The sequence below is a fragment of the Pseudomonas sp. Eth.TT006 genome (assembly GCF_054456575.1).
In genome coordinates this window covers 202579-222449 of the sequence record NZ_JBTJEN010000007.1, presented here as the reverse complement: position 1 = coordinate 222449, position 19871 = coordinate 202579, and the positions used below count along the sequence as shown (strand labels likewise).

Annotated in this window: 9 protein-coding genes; 3 read left to right on the top strand and 6 right to left on the bottom strand. The window is 59.6% G+C overall.

The window, feature by feature from the left end; genetic code table 11:
• Positions 1–211 precede the first annotated feature (211 nt).
• Genes ACXR0M_RS13785 through ACXR0M_RS13775 form a run of 3 tightly spaced genes read left to right on the top strand, consistent with a single transcriptional unit; the run spans position 212 to position 12966 of the window.
• Positions 212–4888: a Tc toxin subunit A gene (locus ACXR0M_RS13785; RefSeq protein ID WP_458832376.1), complete on the top strand. Its 4677-nt coding sequence runs from the start codon at positions 212–214 to the stop codon at positions 4886–4888.
• A 3-nt stretch (positions 4889–4891) separates the two neighbouring features.
• Positions 4892–9400: a Tc toxin subunit A-related protein gene (locus ACXR0M_RS13780; protein WP_458832375.1), complete on the top strand. Its 4509-nt coding sequence runs from the start codon at positions 4892–4894 to the stop codon at positions 9398–9400.
• A complete protein-coding gene (locus ACXR0M_RS13775; protein WP_458832374.1) occupies positions 9397–12966 on the top strand; it encodes an Ig-like domain-containing protein in 3570 nt (1189 codons plus the stop codon). Before ACXR0M_RS13780 ends, ACXR0M_RS13775 begins: the two co-directional genes overlap by 4 nt.
• Here the strand turns inward: ACXR0M_RS13775 and ACXR0M_RS13770 are convergent.
• From ACXR0M_RS13770 to ACXR0M_RS13745, 6 genes are all read right to left on the bottom strand, one after another.
• On the bottom strand, positions 12963–14294 hold the full coding sequence (locus tag ACXR0M_RS13770; RefSeq protein ID WP_458832373.1) for a DUF58 domain-containing protein: 1332 nt from the start codon (positions 14292–14294) through the stop codon (positions 12963–12965). The genes ACXR0M_RS13775 and ACXR0M_RS13770 overlap by 4 nt on opposite strands.
• A gap of 178 nt (positions 14295–14472) precedes the next feature.
• The gene (locus ACXR0M_RS13765) at positions 14473–15474 is read right to left on the bottom strand and encodes an AAA family ATPase (protein WP_458832372.1); all 1002 of its coding nucleotides are present in this window, start codon (positions 15472–15474) and stop codon (positions 14473–14475) included.
• Positions 15471–16634 carry a DUF4350 domain-containing protein gene (locus tag ACXR0M_RS13760; RefSeq protein WP_458832371.1) on the bottom strand — a complete coding sequence of 388 codons (1164 nt, stop codon included), beginning with the start codon at positions 16632–16634 and terminating at the stop codon, positions 15471–15473. Before ACXR0M_RS13760 ends, ACXR0M_RS13765 begins: the two co-directional genes overlap by 4 nt.
• Entirely contained in the window at positions 16631–18178 is a 1548-nt protein-coding gene (locus tag ACXR0M_RS13755; protein ID WP_458832370.1) for a DUF4129 domain-containing protein, read from the bottom strand. Before ACXR0M_RS13755 ends, ACXR0M_RS13760 begins: the two co-directional genes overlap by 4 nt.
• A complete protein-coding gene (locus ACXR0M_RS13750; RefSeq protein WP_458832369.1) occupies positions 18165–19142 on the bottom strand; it encodes a stage II sporulation protein M in 978 nt (325 codons plus the stop codon). The genes ACXR0M_RS13755 and ACXR0M_RS13750 overlap by 14 nt, the downstream gene beginning before the upstream one ends.
• The gene (locus ACXR0M_RS13745) at positions 19139–19864 is read right to left on the bottom strand and encodes an RDD family protein (protein ID WP_458832368.1); all 726 of its coding nucleotides are present in this window, start codon (positions 19862–19864) and stop codon (positions 19139–19141) included. Before ACXR0M_RS13745 ends, ACXR0M_RS13750 begins: the two co-directional genes overlap by 4 nt.
• Positions 19865–19871: the final 7 nt, after the last annotated feature.

Below are 19871 nucleotides of genomic sequence, written 5' to 3'. Positions count from 1 at the left end.
ATGGCCCTCTCGCGGGGCCATTTTTTGCGCGCCGGCGAAAATTTCGCTTCCCTTCGATGTGCCTTGAAACGCTGCCAAATCCGATGAGTGGTCATGCAACCTGTCAGATGTGACAGTTGTCGGGCTTACGAAACAAGCGCCAAATCATCCCAAAACCAAAGGCCGACAACGCACTGGCGATTGATGGTCTGCCTCCCAGGGAGCTTGCGCAATGAATGCATCCGACAACCGTCCGGTTCATCAGTTGGTCAAGGCTGTACTTGGGGACAGAACCGCCGAGGAGCAATCGTCTTTCGATGAGTACCTGGCGCAGAATCCCAGCGTATTCGATTTGATAAAGAAGGGCCCGGCGGGTTTGCAGAAGCTGGGGCTCAATGGCCCGGATTCGCGCTCGCTGATCGCCCGTGGCAATGCGCTGGCGTTGTATATCGCCAGGCTGTTTCGAGAGCAGTCCTTGCGCGCCACACCGTCGGCGGATGCTGAACGAGCCCTGGTGCCATTGCCTACATACAGTGAACAGTTCCAGCCGGATATTGACGGCGCTGCCCCGCCCGGCAGTCCTGAACACATTGCTTCGACGACTGCATACATGGTGGCCCTGCGCGAGTGGGTGGAGGAAAAAATCGTTCCACATGGCGATAAGGATCAAACCATTCCGTTGCAGGAGCGCCGTCCCGATGTAGATGAATTGCTGATCGACGATATGGCTATCGAACGCGTGCAGTCCCGCCTGGAAATCGCCAATTCGGTGCTTGAAGCACAGATTGTGTCCGGGATAGGGATCGAGATGGGGGGGAGGGACGTCAAGGCGTACCTGCGGACAATCCGTTTCCATAACGGCCTGCCCTACGATCATGACTGGGAGAGCATTTCCCACGTTGTCGGTACAGCCCTTGAAGATGGGACGTTGGGGGACGTCATTCGCCAGGTTGACCTCGACTCTCCGTATTTCAAGAACCCCGGTGCACGAGGTTCACGCGACGACGTGGCAATGCAACTGAGTGCCGGAATCGGCCCGTTGAAGTTGTCGTTGCTGCTGGAGGACCCGTACTTTCCCTTGAATGCGACGATGGCCGGGGCGCCATTGCACCGGGTGGATCCACGGAGCCGAAGGGTCGATCCGGATCCGCTGAAATCGGCGGAGAATTTTTATCCCGACAACTTTGGCAGTCTGGCGAACTACCTCGAAAGTCTGCGCAAGCTGTGGATTTTCAAGGACTCGACGCGCCTTGACCAACATCAGGTCGATTGCTTGCTGGGTCGCGGTGTGTTCACGCCAAAATTGTCTGCCAATGCACCGGCATTGGGTGAGCCAGATGCACCGAACACGGGAGTAGTGGCAGGCGCGCGGTTTATCCATGGGGGAGAAGAACCTGCTATCGAGCTGAAGAAAGGCAGTTTTGCCGAAATGTTCGAATTGTTTCATGTCGGAGAGCCTGGCTCTAAAGAGCATGAGCACCGCATGGACCGCATCAATCGCAAGTGTCGTCTGGACCGCATGCTGCAACTGCCCAGCCATGAAGTCGATAAACTGCTCGTGGCTGTAATGAATGCCGAGCGCCGTGGTACCGGGGAGTCGTCGATCTGGATTCGCCCCAACACACTGCGCTGCATTGGGTTGTTCAAGGAACTCAATAACACCCATGCCTGCAAGGCGGAGGAGTTCGCAGCGCTTGTCGATGTTCTGTCGGTGTACGGCCAGGATGGTCAACTGTCGCACTTCGACCGTGTTTACAACCGCAGTCAGCTATATGAGCAACCGCTACTTATCGACAACGTCGAGTTTTCGATCATCCCGCGTACGCAAGCCGAACAAGAGACGGTGCATCGGATTTGCAGTGCGCTGGAAATCAATTTCGAAACTTACCGCTTCCTGGCCACCGTGATAGCCGACGCTTATGGCCTCAAGACACACTTGAAGCGCAGCCTGGACATTCTGTCCAGCTTCTGGCGCCTGGTGTTTTTGGGGCGGTTATCCGGACTGACCCCGATTGAATCGACAGCCCTTTTGCAAACCCTCAGTGAAGGGGAAGGGCTGGTGGCGCAACTGGCAGGTGAGCCAGTGGTGTCCAATTACGGCTCGACGGACGGAGCGGATGTACTGAATGCCATACGCGGGCTGATGAGCTGCGCGGATTGGTGCCGGGACTACGATGTGTCGCCGCTGTGGTTGGTACAAAACGTCAATCCGGTCTATGTGCCGACGGTCTGGAGCGAGTTGCAGGAGCAATTGCTGCGCCAGTTGCGCAGTCAGGTGCAGGCTGTGCGGATTGAAGAGGCCACCTTGCTGGAGGAGGGGGCGCCATTGCGCAATGCCAACGAGCAGCTCATCGAGTGGCTGACCATGCTGGAACCGTTGATCGATGAGTATGGCCTGGTGAGAGGCCGAGCTGACCAGACACAGGCCCAGTATCTCGAATACGCGACCGCTGTCATCAAGGATGTGGTGAGGACGATCTATCCGGAGGAAGAGGACGCGGCCTGGCGCGAGCCGTTGGAAACACTCGTTCGCACCATTGTTTTGCGCTGCCGGGACGAGCAACGGGTGGTGGTGGAAGAGGGCCTTGCGGTTTATCTGAAGCTGGAATCCTTGCTGACAACACAGGTGTTGTCCTGGGCCCAGGGTCACCCGTATGACTTTTTGAAAGAGGCCATGGCACTGCCGTCGGATCTTGCTTCACGGGTGCAGGAAAAACCGGATTCGTTTCTGCAAATGCTCGTGGAACTGGAGCGGCGCGGCCGGATCGCCGACAAGCTGGAACTGAGTCCGCAGATGCTCGCGACGCTGCTGAAGGATGAGCAGTACCAGTGGTTCAGTCTTGAAAATCCGTACGAGATTTCGATCCGGGCGGTTTACTACCTTGCGCTCTATCGGCGAATGATTTCCCGGGCCAGACAGCCAGAGGAGAAAATCCTCGATTACCTCAGTCAGGTCAATCAGTTGCCCGATGACATGAGTGAGGACGGCTTGCGTCTGGTTCGTGACGCTGCGGCCGACAAGCTGGCAACTTATTTCGGCTGCGGGATTCGTCATGTGCTGGAGTGCGCCCAGCACATCACCAGCGAGACCGAAGACAGTGAAGCTACCGCCTGGCCCATTCTGCGCAATCTGGCTCACCTGGATTTGCTTGATCGGACATTGCAACTGGCCCGCAACGGGATGGACGCCACTGCTGCATTCAGCCTGGGTGCACTCAATCCACTGGATCCGGAATCGCTTTATGCGAACGCCGCGCAAAACGCGCTGGAAAGTCTGGCCCGATTCAACGCCATGACGACACCACAGGATTCGGCGGAAGTCGGACAGAGTTTCACCAGTCGATGCGTGGTGGACAACCCGACCCTGATTGCGAACCTGTCACAGGAAGTCGCGGAATTCATGATCACGCTCCTGGATTTTTTCGGTGTGCCGCTCAAAGGGGTAGTTCTTCGTATCGGTACGGATCTTGGGGCAGTGCTCACGCCCGAGATTCGTACTGACGACCAAGGTCGCGCCTGGGCGCAACTTCAGGCCGGGGCCAGAATGGGTACTGCCCATTTGCACTACAGCATTCCGTTGCACGAGCCGATCTATGGCCCGTCGGTGCTGATCGGTTGCGATGAGGCGACACTGAAGTTCAATTCCGAGTTGAGTGGCGTGCCACCCCGCGATCCCGTGCTGGCCGGGCTTCTGTGGTCGCAGGAGATGTATGCCGTGCTGATCGACGATTACGGCAACCGCGGCGCCTATCGTGAGGTGGTCTGGTCCACGACCTTGGGCGTAATCAGTCCCAGCCGGACGTTCACCGACAAGGATGGAGTGAGCCGTGTATGGGTCTCCAGTCTGAGTCCGGGTGAAGCCATCATTACAGTTAGCAATGTGGAAGGCAGCCACAGTTTTACATTCAGTCGGCCCATTGTGTTTGCCGACAAACCGAGAATTCTGGCTGCGCCCGTCATCACTGCGGTCGCACTGGTGGGCCAGGCATTGCCAGTGCGCTGCCGGGTCGTCGGGCTGGATGATGCGCCGGTACAAGGGCAAAAGGTGATGTGGTGGACGAGCGAAGCGCCGACAAAAGTCGAGAAACTCAGCGACGCGGACGGGTTCTCCGATTTCTCCGTGGCGGCTCCGAAGGCAGGCGATTTGACGGTCTTCGCACAGTTGGGCACTGACCCTGTTGTCGAGGTCAAGGTGTGGGTGGCCGCCGACGCAGTGATTCGCAATTTCTCGGAAAACACTCGCTTCCCGGTGGCCGGGGCTTCGCGGCCGACGTTGCTGTGGATCGATGTGATGACGAGTGGGGCGGAGCCGAAGCCGGTGGCTAATTACCCGGTGACATGGCAGGTCAACCCCACCCCTCCGGAGGGAGAGACAATCGTGACCGATGCGCAGGGTCGATCCGTGTATCCGTTCAAGTCGGCGACGGCGGGAAGCTTCGTTGTAACCGCCGAATTGAAACACGCGCCGACGCTGCGTCAACCATTCAATCTGACAGTGATCAAAGCCTTCGAGTGGAAAGTCGAGCTGATCACCATTGATGCCAACGATAAACGCACTCCTGTACCGATCACTCCAGGCACTGATGAGCTGACTCTGTTCAGAAACGGCCACTATCAATTGAGCATCGCCCCCGCCGATGCCACGCAGTTGAAAGGTAGTTGGGGGGCACTGGGCTGGAGTTCCGATTACACCACCCAGGCATTGGGAATGGTCTTTACGCCGTCACTGGCCACGCGTTTTGAGTTCACCGATGCCCCCTATGTGGTTGAGATTCGCACCGCAAACATCCGCAACGGCCGCTTCCAGTTGAGTCTGTTTTGCGATCGTCTGAATGAGGCGTTGGTGCTCGAAGGCACTTTGGGTAAAAAGCCGGAACGCTCGAGCACTCGCGCAGTGAAAGGGAGATAGATAATGGAATCGCTCCAGATCAACGAGCTGACAGAGCGTTACACGGCCGCGATGGTGGAAGCCGTCCTGGGCCAGAGGCTGTGGTCAGGCGCCGTCACCCCGAGAACACCCGATGAGCTGAGTGAGTATCTGATGCTCGATACTCAGGACAGCGCACAATTGCAAGCCACCCGGATTTCTTCGACCGTGCGTTGTTTGCAGCAGCATATTCAGTCTGTTTACAGCGGTATGGAGAAGGGCTACGAAAACAGCCATTTTGAAGATGAGGACTTGCAGTACTGGTACGGGTTTCTGAGTCACTACAGCACCTGGTCGGCCAATGTGCTGCTCAAGGACCAGGCAGAAAACTACATTGTCCCGTCACTGCGCCTGAAAAAGACCTCACTGTTCCGGGCGCTGGAAAGCAGCCTCAATCAGATGCGCCTGAGTACCGGTTCGGTGCAAAGGGGATTGATGGAGTACACACAAGGCTTCCAACGCCTGTGTGATCTTGATGTACTCAGTGGCTATATCGATGGCGAAAACGTTCAGGACGCACGCTACTACCTTATTGGACGGGAGCGAACCGCGCCATTCGCCTACTACTTGCGCAGTGTCAAAGTCGAGCTGGACAACCACAGCAAGAAAATCAACCCCGCCGCCTGGGGTGAGTGGCAGAAGATCGACATCGCGACCACCGACACAGTGGTGGATATCCGCTGTGTGAACTGGCTGGGCCTGCCGGTCATGGTCTGGTGTGAGTGGCGTGAACGCCTGATTGATAGCGATGGCGTCGTGCAGACACCCTGGTCGCTGGAAATCAAACTTGCCTTCAGCACACTGAACGGTCAGTGGTCCGCTCCGCTGTCGTTGCACAAGCGTGATTGCGAGAACGATGTTTCCAATGGACGGTTGACCGTCGTGTCACTGGGGGATGGCGATCCACGGGACGACCGTCTGGCTGTTTGTTATACCAACCGTCACGGCCTGGACGGGGAGGCTTCCTTTCATGAGATTGAAATCCATGAAACCCGCGATGCGTTGTTCCGTAAAGTCCCTGACGACATGGCGACGCTACTGGCGATGACGTTCGGGCGTTTCAGAGGTGCCGCCAGCCTGCAGCAAAAGGTTGTGCCTGCCGATTATTCGCCCGTCACCATCACCAGCACTGTAGCGGTGGAAGGTTCCATTACTGCGAATCTGTTTCTCGACGTCGTCTACACCCGTGAGTTGTTTACGGACGGGGGCTTTTATGAGGTGTTAAGGGTTCGAGGCCGTTGCGATGCGGTGAAAGAAGCGGGGCGGGTGCTGGAGCGGCTGTCCGTCGGTTGGAGGGCTGTGACGGGCAATTCATCTTTCGACATCAGGATCGTTGACGCCGGTGAGCAACAGCTGCGGATTACGCTGACCACCCGACTGAAGCCGACACAGAGTCACGCGGTGGAGCTGCCCAAAGACGAGGCCAGGGAAAGCATCCATTCCTTCGCTATCGATGACTTCAAGGAAGCGGTAACCGGCGACGGCATTTGGGTCGCTGAAGCGACTGCGACGTTGTCCGATACTGCGCTGATGTATTTGCTTGGCAGAAACCGTGACGAGATTCTTTCGGGCGCCGGTTTTTCCATTACTGGTGTGGGGAACGCTGTCCTTAACGAGCAGAATCAAATAGTCCCCCGGATTTTATATGCCACCGTGGCATTCAAACTCGAATTTCCGGCACGCACAGAAATTGATCCGCCGCACTGGAGTTCCATCGGCTTTTTGAATGGTCACTACGCGACACCCTGGCTGACTTATCGCAGGGAAAGCTCATTGATACATATCAATAACTTTCCCATTGACGTTCCGCTCAAGTTCCTTTTCGGCGAAGCGGTTAAAGATGTATACGGCAGCAAGGAGTTTGCGGTCTCGCTGAACAGGCGACCAAAGACTTACACGACCCCCTCCATCGACAAAAGCAGCGCCGAGGGCGCGCAGTTTCTGAGTTTCAACAACAGCAACCAGGCGCTCAAGTATTCGCGGGTGAACTCAACGTTCGGCCCTGTGTTGACCAGTCGCGCGGCGGTATCGGTCGATGCGCTGCTGGCTTGGGAGACCCAGCATGTCAACGAGCCGCCGATGCCCGATGGCAGTATTGAAGCCAATGGGCCCTTCGACGGCTGCAACGGTTTGTACTTCTGGGAGCTGTTTTTCCATACGCCGGATCTGGTGGGCTCGCGCTTGTCGGCCGAGGGCCGTCATCACGAGGCGCAAGCCTGGTATGAATACGTCTTCAATCCATTGGCGCGCGAGATCAAGCCACAACGTCAAGAGCCGGAGGTCATCCCGGCGCCCGCGTACTGGCGCTGCCGGCCGCTGCAAAACGAAGACATCGAATGCTCCTATGAAATCGCAGCGCCTTCGGATCCGGATGCGATCGGTTATTGCGCGCCGGTTCACTTCAAGATCGCCATTTTTCTGCGTTATATCGAAAACCTGATCGAATGGGGTGATGCGCTTTACCGGCATCTGGATTACGACAGCATGGTACATGCGGGGCTCAATTACAGCAGAGCCCTGACATTGATCGGCGAGGAACCGGTCACCCGAACGGCCAGCGACTGGAAACCCAAAAAACTGAGCGAGCTGCTGATGGATATCAGCGGGCGCGATCAGCTCAAGGCATTTGAGGGCGGTCTTGAACTCAGCCTGGCTGATGTGCCCAGCGCCATGCAGGCCACACCGCGTTTTGATCTTTTGGGTTCCGGCGTGTTTCGGTCCGGAATCAACGAGCGGCCCAAGGCATTGTGGACCCTGCTCAACACGCGTCTGGACAACTTGCGCAACAATCGTTCGATCGATGGTCAGCCATTGTCGATTCCGCTGTTCAACCGGACGATGGACCCGCTGGAGCTGTTGCGTGCACAAGCCAACGGCAATCTGGCCGCGACTCGCAATCCGGGAGGGCAGGCGCAGGTGGTGCCCTACAAATGGCAGACCGTGTACGGGCTGGCGTTGCAAGGTGTGGAGTTTCTGACTCAGCAGGAGGATCAACTGCGGTTGTGGCTGGAGTCGCGTGACCGGGGAGAACTTGAGGAACTGCAGCAAAGCCACATGATCGAGTTGGCGGACTATTCCCGCTCGATCCAGGAAGCGACGATTGCCCAACTTGAGTCGACCGCTGCTTCGTTGAGGCAAAGCGAAAGCATGGTCAGGGCCCGGGCGCAGCATTATGACCTGTTGATTGAGGAAGGGGTGTCCGGGGCCGAGTACGGCGTTCTGGAAAAAAACCGGGTGGCCCGTTATATCGCAGCGGGCGCGGCAGGATTCCGGACCGTGGGAGCGCTGCTGGATCTGGCTCCCAATATGTTCGGGACGACCTACGGCGGCTATCGTTTGGCGGCCGTTCCTTATGCACTGGCCGAGGGAACTCAGCTCGCGGCGGATCTCATGATGCGCGAAGCCGAAGAGGCCAGCGTCATTGAGCAACAACGGCGACGCAAGCAGGAGTGGGAGCTTGCCCGCGATCAGTCCAATGCCGAAATTCGGGTATTGCGTGAGCAATTGCAGGCGCAGGAACATGCGATCAGTGCCGCCCGTGCCGGTCTGCGACAGATCGAAATCACCCGTACGCAGGCCAACGCGGTGTACGCGTTCTACAGGAATCGCACGACTGGCCAGGAGTTGAGCAACTGGGTCGTGGGGCAAGTAAAAACCCTGATCTATCAGGTGTACGACGTGGTTGCCGGGTTGTGCCTGTGCGCTGAAACCTGTTGGCAGTATGAGATGGCCGACTACAAAACCCGGTTCGTGCGCCCGGACGTCTGGATGGATACCTACCATGGGTTCACCACCGGCCAATCGTTGAAGCTTGATCTGTTGAGGATGGCCGCTGCACGCATAAAACGCGATGAACACCGGTTGCAGTTGGTCAAAACGATCTCGCTCAAGGACCTGGACGCGGATAAATGGGCCAGCTTCAAAAGTTCGGGGCAGTTGGTCATCAATCTGAACGAAAAGCTCTTCAATGAAGACTATCCGGGACATTACTGCCGTCAGGTCAAGTCGTTGTCACTGACCTTTCCCGGTTTGCTGGGGCCGTACGAGAACATTCGAGCAACGCTGGTGCAAATCAGCAGTTCCACATTGCTCGTACCGGATATTGAGGCTGTCAAATTCTTGCATGGTCTTGAGTCCAGTCCGGTATCACCCGGTTCGCTGGTGCAGAATCTGCGTCCTTACCAGCAGATCGGATTGTCGTCGGGGCTGGAGGACGGTGGCATGCCCGGTCGGATGGATGATGATCGTTATCTGCCCTTCGAATGCACGGGCGCCCATGCTGAATATGTATTGACGCTCCCCCGGCATGAGCAGCCTGCCCAGGTGCGCCTGCTTGAATCATTGACGGATGTCATTCTGACGCTGGTTTACCAGGCGCGTGATGGCGGGCAAGCGTTTGCCGGAGACGTCGAAGACTTGCTTGTCTCCACCCTGGAGAGCCAACTGCCAGCCCCGGCCACGCGTACTGCACGCGTAAGGAAGACCCAGCCATGAACACTGAAAATCCTCTCGCCAATAAAAACTTTATCGTCAATGGTGATTTTTCCAATGACCTGGATGGATGGGAAATTAATGACGAAAGAAAGGTCACCCGTCAGACAGGGCAATGGCAGAACAAAGAGGTCAGCTATATAAACGCGGTCAATATGGGTGAGGGCGAGCAGACAATAATGCTGGCATTGCTGCCGCGTCCGACCCCTGACAGAGCTGTGTACAAGCTCATGTTCCACTACGAGGCGGTTCAGGGCGCGATAGGTACGCTGCGGATCAATCCGGGGCTGGGCGGGGAAGTGGATCTGCGGCTTGCACCCTCCCTGGAGGCTGAATCCGAGCCATTGGCTGGACTCGACGACCTTCTGCTGGATCTCGATCTCAAGGAATACTCCCACGAGCTCACCCTTGCTACAGAAGAGGAGAGTGTGAAATTCACCATCATCAGTCCTGACAATGGTGGACCGGGTCGACCTGGCGCCGTGCGCGTCACGTTCGTTCGTGTGGAATTATTGCTTGAACCACTGCGCCTGGATTGTGTGATGATCGACGGCGAACGACAACCGCCAGGTGAAAGACTGCACCTGTGCTTTGGTGCCCGTCATGAGTTGGCATTGCAACTGTCGAGCGACAGCATGTGGTCGGGAACGCTGGCAGGCATGCTGGTGAATGATGACGTGAGCGATCCCGAGAATATCCTCGATTCCAGCCCGCCCTGGGGCGCGGAACACCCCGTGGCCGATCCTTGGGAAATCTCCTGCAGGGATGTTTTTGAGGACAGGGAAATCGAGCACATCCTGGCTGTGCGTAGTCAATACACCGCTGACACTTACTCGTTGAGCACGGTCTCCGGGCACTTTCGACTCGACGTCATTGCACTGTTGGAGGCCGTTTATTACCCAGTGATCGATTTGAATCAGCGTGTGCTGTTACGGGTGCGAGTGCTGTCCCATTACACCCGAATGCCTCTGGCCAGCCGCGAGGTTACCTGGACGCTGAAAGGCCCGACGGATGCGGACGATATCGTGCTGTTCAGGCAGCCGACGGACGAGAACGGGGAGGCCGAATTTACCTGGACACCGAGTGCCGCAGGCAATTGGCAGATCGAAGCGTCGGTCAACAGCCACTACAAGAAGGAAGACGCCCGGTACAGGTTTGCGGTGCGGGTGCTGAAGGAAGACCCATGGTTGAGCGCCACATTTTCGCTGGATGGCTCGCAGCGGCAATGGATCTGGGGGCAGGACACGGGTTATCCCTGCCGTGGTGCAACTCATGAAGTGAGGCTGTCTTTTGCGCCTGAGCACGTATTGTCCGAATCCGAACTGGCCTTGCATTGGGAAGGGGATGATCCGGCCGGTCTGGATATGGCTTTCAATCCGGACCTTGATGCTTTCAACCCGGTCGAAGGAGCGGGCCAGAAGTGGGCAATGGTGTGCGGCAACAGGCGCGACAGCCGTTTCGGTTTCACTGTCAGCTGTTCGAAACTGTTGCATCCGTCACCCTCGCAGGCGTTGGTACTTGCTCATAACTGGCTGGCGCTTGGGGAAACGAGGCAACCGACGAGATTCCCTTCGGTGGGGGGGGCCGACCTTCGTCTGGAGGCGCAAATTCTGTCGCAGGTACCCGGCGTGGGCGGCGTTTCAGGAATTGATGTCGAGTGGCATATCAACGGAAGTCTGGTTGAGACATTGCGCACTGGGGACGATGGCTGGTCTGTTTATCCCTTCAGACTCGTCGAGGAAGGTGTCAGCACCATTGCCGCCAAAGCTGTCAGTTTATTTGATGGACTAGAAATCGAGTTCGAGTTCAGGATTACTGTCCTGCCTGAAAACCCGTGGAACCAGTTGGTTACCGTGACCTTGAACGGACGCAAGGAAGAACGCGTCGGGCTTCTCTGTTTTCGCAATGCCGAGCCGGTGGATCTTCTGGTCGTCCCCGGTGACGACACTCTGCTGGACGAGGAGATCTTTCTTGAATTGAGGAATGCGGACGACCTGGATCTGGACTTTCATTTCGATCCGCCTCTGAATACCCGACGCCAGTTGACCAAGACCGGGCTGGTCTGGAAAGTCCATTCGAACTCGAATGTCAGTGCGTTGTTTCAGCTGTATGTCTGCCATGAAGAGCTGACACCCTTTGAGTTGCAGGGGCGATTACTGTCGAAAAGACTCGAGGAGGAGGGGACGCTCAGGTTCGACGACAAAGTGGTGGATTCGTCAGGTACGTTGTACCCCTGCCTGGGAGGTGAGCACACCCTGCACTTTACCCCCGCAATCGGCAGTCTGTTGAACGGGCTTGAGGTCGCGGCAATAGTGTCCGACGTCTCGGGCCGGGCACCCGATATGAAACTTGAACCTGAGCAGGCCCGTGAGCTGCAGAGTGAGGGCCTGGGGTGGACACTTGATGCCCGGAACGCCACCGAGGCCGGAGAGTCGGTGCTCTCACTGGAACTCCCTCAGGCCGGGTTCACCTACCCGCCAATCGATCTGTCGCTGGGGCATAACCGTATCAAGATCGCCGATGTCCGCGGGCCAACGTTTGATCCGTTTGTGGGTGAGACCGTTAACCTGGAGATCAATATTCAGTCTTACTACACTGAGCGTGCGCTAGCGGGGATCTGGCTCGGTTTTTCGCACGGGGGCGCGACAACCCCCGTTCTGACATCAGCCGATGGCTGGGCACGCTTTCGTTTCACCGCGACGCAAACGGGCAGCGTACAAGTGATCGCCACGGCGCCAAGCCTCTACGATGAACCTGGCAATTCGCCCTCATTCACATTTGAATTCATTGTGCTGGCTGTCGTCGAGAAGTCGGACTCAACCCGATTGATGCCGCCTGTCGAGCCGGCGGGCGAGGGCGCACCTGCTCTTGAAGAACAGTTACCTGCCAACATCGAAATTGACGAGGTGCGTGAGGCCTCATTCGATCCGATGGTGGGCGAAAGCGTGTGGCTGGCTATCAAGGTTCGTTCCCTGGGCTCACGGCGATCAATGGCGGGTATAGACGTTACGTTCACGGTGGGGCAATCGTCTGTTCGGGTGAAGACGCAAGACGACGGTTGGGCGCGCTTTGCTTTCCCCGCCACGCAAGTCGGTACCGTCGAAGTGGTCGCTACACTGGAAAGCGCCAATGCCCGGCAAGGAAGTGCTCCGTTCCATACCTTCCGCTTCCAGGCCTTGGCCGCCAACGTGTGGGATGACGCCCGGATCCAGTTGGCCACGGATTCGCCCAAGACGGTTTGGGGCGCGGAAACCTGCTTTCCCCGCATGCAGACTTACACGATCCGGTTGTGGGTCGACAATCCGGACAGTCATTTGTTGGGGCGCGCCATCACCCTTGGGTTGAAGGGATACTCCTCTGCCCGCGATTTGGGACTGACCAGTGTGCAACCAGCACTAGGCGTGCCTCGAACGTTGACTGCAAATGGCTTGAGCTGGCAGTTCACCGGGACGAAAGGTGGGGCCCATTTCTTGCAACTGGAGGCTTATCGCTTGTTAAAACTATCACCGCTCAATGCCATGTCATTGGGCCCGATACCGGCACCCACTGCCGAGTTGGCGGGGGATTAGAAGGCACCGGTTTTCTTCCACCCCAGATACCGGCTCACCAGCTCCGAGCCCAACTCCCCAGGCCGCACATCCAGCACCGGAACCCCATGAGCACTCAACCGCTCATGGAGTTCGGCCCGGGCGTTGAGGTAGTCTACCGTGCCGCAATAGGCCAGTGCTTCGTCCAGGGTTTGCACCGGGGCGTGGCGCACCAGGTCGAGGGTTGCTTCGCGCAGGCTGGCCACCAGCACCTGATGATGTCGGTTCAGGTGTTTGACCGCGCCAAGCAAATCACCGTCGTCTTCATCGCACAGGTTGGTCACCAGCACCACCAGCGCCCGACGTTTTTGCCGGGCCAGTAACTGGCTGGCGGCGGCCTGGAAGTCAGCCGGGCGCTGGCTGCTGTCCAGATCGTAGACGGTGTTGAGCAGCACCTTGAGTTGTGCGGGGCCTTTGATGGGCACGAGGTAACGTGGTTGATCGCCCGCGAACGTGCAAAGGCCCACGGCGTCACCCTGACGTAACGCCACATAGCTGAGCAGCAGACAGGCATTGAGCGCATGGTCGAAATGCGCCAGTTCGTCATCCTGACTGCGCATGCGTCGGCCGCAGTCGAGCATGAAAATGATCTGCTGATCACGCTCATCCTGATACTCACGAGCAATCGGCGTGCGCTGGCGAGCGGTGGCTTTCCAGTCGATCTGGCGCAGGCTGTCGCCTTCTCTGAATTCGCGCAGTTGATGAAACTCCAGGCCCTGACCACGCCGTTGGCGCTGGCGCACACCGAGCTGGCTGAGCCAGTTATCCACCGCCAGCAGTTGGCCGCCGTAGAGGCGGGCGAAGTCGGGGTAGACGCGGGTGTTGTCGACCACGTTCAGCAGGCGTTTGCCGGACCACAGGCCCATTGGGCTCGGCAGGCTGATTTCGCAGTGGTCGAAGGTGAAGTGGCCGCGCTTGAGTGGGCGCAGGCGATAGCCGATCTGGCTCTGTTGGCCGGGTTGCAGTTCGGCCGACAGGGGAAGCTGTTCGAAGTCCAGGCCGTGCGGCACATGATCGAAGATGTGTACGTTCAGCGGTTGAGCAAAATCATGCTCGACCTCCAGTCGCACTTCACTCCATCGACCGAGCGCCAGGCTGCCGGGCATCTGCCGTTGCACGTGGGGCGAGGGCAGGCGTTTGAGGCGGATGGCGTCGAGTATCGCTAGCGCCAGCAGTGCCAGCAGTAATCCCCAGTCGATGGACGAGAGGCTCGATGGAACGGCGATGTCCAGTGCCCGCAAGGTGCCGAGCACGATGCCGATGGCCAGCAGTACTGCGAGCCAGGTCAGCAGCAGGCGCGAGGGTTTCATTGCGTCGCGATTCCTTGGTAAGGGCTACATTCAACCATCTGGCACAGTACCTTTGTGGCGAGCGGGCTTGCCCGCGTTCGGCTGCGAAGCAGTCGTAAAACGGTTTGGGGGTTCTTGGGAGCGCTTCGCACTCCAACGGGGGCAAGCCCCCTCGCCACAGAGGGCGGCATGACCGTATTCACAGACGCGGCGCCGGCACTTGATCGAGCAACTGCTGGAGCACCTGATCCACCTCCAGGCCTTCGATGTCCAGCTCCGGGGCAATGCGCACACGGTGACGCAGAACGGCCAGCGCGCAGCCTTTGATGTCATCGGGAATCACGAATTCACCGCCGCGCAACAAGGCCCGGGCACGGGCACAGCGCACCAGCGCAATCGAAGCCCGTGGTCCGGCGCCGAGGCTCAAACCGGGCCAGCTGCGGGTGCTGCGCGCCAGGCGCACGGCGTAGTCGAGCACTTGATCGTCCAGCGGCAGATCGCTGGTGATGCGCTGCAAGGCCAACACATCCTTGGCTTGCAGCACGGTGCGCAACGGCTGCACATCGAGCATGTCGGCGCGGGTCGAGCGGCTGACCTGGCGCACCATGTGCAACTCCTGCTCGGCATCCGGATAGTCCATGCGCACCTTGAGCATGAAACGATCGAGCTCGGCTTCCGGCAGGGGGTAAGTGCCTTCCTGTTCGATCGGGTTTTGCGTGGCGAGCACCATGAACGGCTGGGCGATCGGCAGCGCGCGACCTTCGAGGGTGACCTGGCGCTCCTGCATTGCTTCGAGCAGCGCCGCCTGGGTTTTTGCCGGTGCGCGGTTGATCTCGTCGGCCAGCAACAAGTTGGTGAACAACGGCCCCTTGCGCAGCTTGAACTGCTCGGTGTGCAGGTCGTACACCGCGTGACCGGTGACGTCGCTGGGCATCAGGTCCGGGGTGAACTGGATGCGCGCGAACTCACCGCCGAAGCAGCGTGCCAACGCGCGCACCAGCAAGGTCTTGCCCAGTCCGGGGACGCCTTCGAGCAGCACGTGGCCGCCGGCAATCAACGCGGTCAGCACGTCGTCGATCACCCCGCTCTGGCCGATCAGCGCCTTGTGCAATTCACCGCGCACCGCTTGCGCCAACTGGCTGGCACGCTGGCGTTGCTGAGCGGCGTGGCTGGCGGTGCCGGGCTCGATCGGTTCATTCATAGCGAGTTCCTCAAGGTTTGCAGGTGGGCCACCTGGCGGCTGAAATCAGCACTGCTCAAGCGCTGTTTCGGCACCGGGCTCAGGGCCTGACTGATGGCGCGTGTCGGCTGGCGGGTCAGGCGCGACAGCACCAGCCATTGCTCGGCCACGTTCAATTGATCGAAACCGGGATGGCGGCGGCGGGCGCGGCGCAGTACGTCCTGTTGCAAGGCTTGCAGCAGCGTGTGCTGACCGTTGTGGCGCAGGATGAAATCGGCACTGGCGCGCAGGTGTTCCTGCAACTGCCGGCGAGCCTTCGGGGCGGGCGCGAGCAACGGGCCGTGACGTACACCGACGTGCCACAAACCAAGCGCGAGCAGCGCCAGCAGTGCAACGATGGCCTGGGGGAAATAGTGCCAGAGCAGGGTTGGCAGCCCGTCGTGCGTGGTGTTGAAAATCAGCGTGACGTCGGTGTCGGCGCTCAGGTACCAGAGCAGCCAGGCGTTGTCGTGCTGACTGATGGCGGCGGTCTTCCACAGTTCGGCATCGGTGACCACGGTGATCGAGCCGAGGCCGTAGGCCAGTTGCATCATGTGCGTGGCCTTGGCGCTGTTGGCCCAGGCTTGCGCGAGATTCTTCGGGTCTTCCAGATGAAACGCAGTGTCGAAACCGACGTAGGCCGGGGCGTCTTCATCTTCGAGGTACAACTTGGTCAGGTTCGGGTAAGGATCATCGGCCAGCCCTTCCGGTGGCTCCTTGAGGTTCTTGCTAAGGATCTGGTGCAGCTGTACCCGGTCCAGCAACAGGTCATCACTTTGTCCGGCCTGTTTGTCCCACAACGCTTCGGCAACGAACACCAGACGCCCGCCGGCGCGCGCCCAGTTCAGCAGCTGATCGACCTGGCGCGGCGTCATCCGCGAGCGCTCACCGAACAACAGCAGCGTGTGCTGCCGCGGATCGATGTCGGGCAGCACCGCCAGCGTCTCGGCATGGCTGACGTTGAGGCCGTGCTGGCGCAGGAACATTTCCGCCGCCAGATAAGGATTGGCTTGCGCCTGCGGCGAAGGGCCGTGATCGATCACTTCCTGATACGGCCTGGCCTTGAGATACAGATACCCACCCAGCGCTGCGAGCAGAGCCACGATCAGCCCGCCGATCAGCCACGCGCTGCGCCGGTTCAAGCGCGCGCTCCCGGGCCGAACAGCGCACGCCAGCCATCACACAGTTCCTGCTGCAGATGCGCCGCCGGTACGCGATGCCCGTAGGCCATGTTCTGCCAGTGCAGGGTCAGGCTGCGGCTGAAACCCAGCAGCTCAGGGCGCTGTAGTTGTTCGATGTGCAGCAGCACTTGTTGCTCGGTGTCGGCGGGTTTCAAGGTCAGAGCGAAGTCGTGCAGCAAACGGCTGAGCAAGCCACGATAAAGCAGGCCCAGCGCCGCGCGTGGCTGGGTCCGCCAGAGCTGTGCGGCAGCGGCGGCGATGTCATCGGGCAGGCTTTGCGGATTCAGGTCGAGGCCGAACGCTTGTTGCGGTGCGGCGGGTCTGACCCGAGCAGGCAGCTTGGCGCGGCGGCTGACGAAGGTACGGAAGAATTCACGATAGCGCCAGATCAACCAGCCGAGAGCGGCGATCACCGCGCCCCACAGCAGCACTTCGATCAGGCTGGCCAGTGCATTGAAACGCTGCCCGTCGAGCCAGCCGAGCAGGTTTTTCAGCCATTGCGGCGCCTCGCCGGGTTTGGCTTCGGCGGGGGCGGCCGGGTCATCGCCGAAGCGATAGCGAGTGACGCTTTGCTTGTTCTTGAATGGCGGTTGTTCCAGCAGCGCCTTGATGCTGTCGTGCGCGGCCTGACTGTTCAGCGGTTGCTGCAACAGCCGTGGCGCCTCCGGGGCGCTGGCTGGATCGGCGGCGGCCCATACCGGTGGGACGGCTGGCACGAGCAGGGAGAACGCAAGCAACAGACCCAGCGCGCTGCTGTTCAGACGCTGGCGCAAACGGCGGAACACCAGTTCGATGTCCCACGCTTCGAGGGTGGTGCGCCGGTTCAGATACAGGCTGAAACCGCAGGCGACATACACCGGTTCCCAGACCACCAGCACCAGCGCGTAGAAGGCGTTGGTCAGGTGCTCCAGCCAGCGCCAATGGTGGTCGGCTTCAAGGATCAGAGACTGCCAGTCCCAGTCGGTTTCGATCTGCTGCGGCAGCAACATATAGAACAACACCATCAGGCCGATCCACAGCGCGGTCTCCAGATGCATGCCGATGATGGTCAGCCATTGCGCGGCGCCGGCGTTGCGTTGCAGCAGCACTTGCAGGCGTTGCTGGCGGGCCACACCATCAAGGCTTTCGAGCTGAACCACCGGCAACAGAAAACTGCGGCTCAGGCTCAGGCGGCGCCAGGTCAGGCTCGCCAGCAGTTGCGGTTTGAGCAGGCGGGGAAATTCGCGCAAGGCCTGTTTCAACGTCGGTGTTTCGCCGAACAGGGCCTTGGACAGGATGTACAACGGCAGGCGTTCATAGGCCGGTTTCAGCCACCAGAAAATCAACACCGCCAGCGACGGCGAATCCCACAGCAACAAGGTCAACAGGGCGAACAGCGGCAGGGTGACGATCGCCCAGCTGGTCATCAACAGGCGCCGATGCTGCTGGCTCATGAGCACGCCCAGGTCCATGGCTTCCCAGGTGCTGCGCGGGCGGATCGCTACGCTGGCGTCACTCAGGCGCATGACGGCTCCTTCCGGCGAACAGCAGGTACGCCGCCACCGCTGCCCACAGTGCTGCGCCGACCAGGTATTTGGTCTGTGGCGTGACGCTGGTTTTCGATGACCAATAGGCCTCGACGAAAGCCGCGACCAGCAGCAACAGCATGACCCCGCACACCAGCAGCACGCTCTTGCGCGCAGCTTTCACCAGCGCTTCGCCACGGCTCAATCGACCCGGTGCAATCAGCGCCCAACCCAGTTTCAGACCGGCTGCGCCTGCCAGGGCAATGGCGGTCAGTTCGAACGCGCCGTGGCCGATCACGAACGACCAGAACGTCTGCCCGAAACCGATCTCGGTCAGATGCCCGGCCACCGCCCCGATGATCAGTCCGTTGTAGAGCAGGAAAAACCCGCTGCCGACGCCCAGCAGCAAACCACTGGCGAAGGTCTGGAAGGCGATGCCGATGTTGTGCATCACGTAGTAACCGAACATCACCCAGTCTTCGCTGGCGGCGCGTTCAGCCGAGCGGCCGAGGTGACCGGCCACCGGGTCGTACATGCTCTGCATCTCGCGCACCTGTTCGGCGGGGAGCAGGTTGTAGACCAGCTCGGGATAGCCGTACACCAGCAGGGCGAATCCAAGGAGGCTGCCGAAAAACAACAGCGCGGCGGCCAGCACGAACGGCCATTCGCCGCGCACCAGTCGGGGGAAGTCGGCGAGAATAAAGCCCAGAAAGTTGGCGCCGAACCGACTGCGATGCCGATACAGCTGCTGATGACCGCGCAGCACTTGCTGTTGCAGCGAGTCGATCAGAAAGCTGCTGTAGCCGCGCTCCTGCGCCAGCGCCAGGTGCTGACACAAACGCCGATAAGCCTTGGGGAAACCGGCCACCTGCGAGGTGTCCTTGCCGTGTTCGAGGCGTTCGAGGGCCAGGGTGAAACGCTCCCATTCGGCCTTGTGCCGAGCTTCGAAAAGACTCTGCTTCATGTCGGCCCCAGCAAACCGCGAGCGATGCCGTTGAGTTCGCTGACCGCTTTGGGCGCCGAGATGTGCAGCGGCTGGGCGAGCAGGGCGGCCAGCTCATTGACCCGCGCCGGCGACAGTTCAGCCTGACGCTCGGCGAAAGCGAGCAGCGCCCGTTGCTCGCTGAGAGCGAGCGGCACGGGCGCGCTGCGTGGCGGGGCTTCAGGTAATGACGGACGCAGCAGCGGGCGCTCGCTGTAGACCACCAGAGTGCCGGCGGCGATGTCGCCCAGGCGTTTGAAGGTCGGGTGTTGCAGGCAACTGAGGGCGCCGAGGCAATAACCGAACGGCAGCAGATCGACAAAGCGCAACAGGTTGCGCAGCAGCGACGCCGACCAGCCAATCGGCGTGCCGTCATCGTGTATCACCCGCAGGCCCATCCATTGCTTGCCCGGTGAACGGCCCTGGCACAGCACTTCAAACAGCACCATGTACCACCAGCTGACGGCAAACAGCAGCAGCGATCCCAGCCCCATTCCGAGCTGACCGAGAAACGCCAGCGCCACGAACAGTACGCCGAGGAGGGTCCCTCGAATGCCCAGGTCGATGGCGAAGGCCAGGGTGCGCACCATCAGCCCGGCCGGGCGCAACGGCAGGTCGATACCCTCCGGGGTTTCCACTTGATAGCGGGTATCGAGTGGCGGGGTCAGCGGTGCTTTCCGTGGCGGTGCTGTGTTCTCGAGCATGGGCTAC

Bases quoted from the DNA above. Each gene is read 5' to 3' on its own strand.
- ACXR0M_RS13785 (WP_458832376.1), top strand. From the start codon at position 212: ATGAATGCATCCGACAACCGTCCGGTTCATCAGTTGGTCAAGGCTGTA.
- ACXR0M_RS13780 (WP_458832375.1), top strand. From the start codon at position 4,892: ATGGAATCGCTCCAGATCAACGAGCTGACAGAGCGTTACACGGCCGCG.
- ACXR0M_RS13775 (WP_458832374.1), top strand. From the start codon at position 9,397: ATGAACACTGAAAATCCTCTCGCCAATAAAAACTTTATCGTCAATGGT.
- ACXR0M_RS13770 (WP_458832373.1), bottom strand. From the start codon at position 14,294: ATGAAACCCTCGCGCCTGCTGCTGACCTGGCTCGCAGTACTGCTGGCC.
- ACXR0M_RS13765 (WP_458832372.1), bottom strand. From the start codon at position 15,474: ATGAATGAACCGATCGAGCCCGGCACCGCCAGCCACGCCGCTCAGCAA.
- ACXR0M_RS13755 (WP_458832370.1), bottom strand. From the start codon at position 18,178: ATGCGCCTGAGTGACGCCAGCGTAGCGATCCGCCCGCGCAGCACCTGG.
- ACXR0M_RS13750 (WP_458832369.1), bottom strand. From the start codon at position 19,142: ATGAAGCAGAGTCTTTTCGAAGCTCGGCACAAGGCCGAATGGGAGCGT.
- ACXR0M_RS13745 (WP_458832368.1), bottom strand. From the start codon at position 19,864: ATGCTCGAGAACACAGCACCGCCACGGAAAGCACCGCTGACCCCGCCA.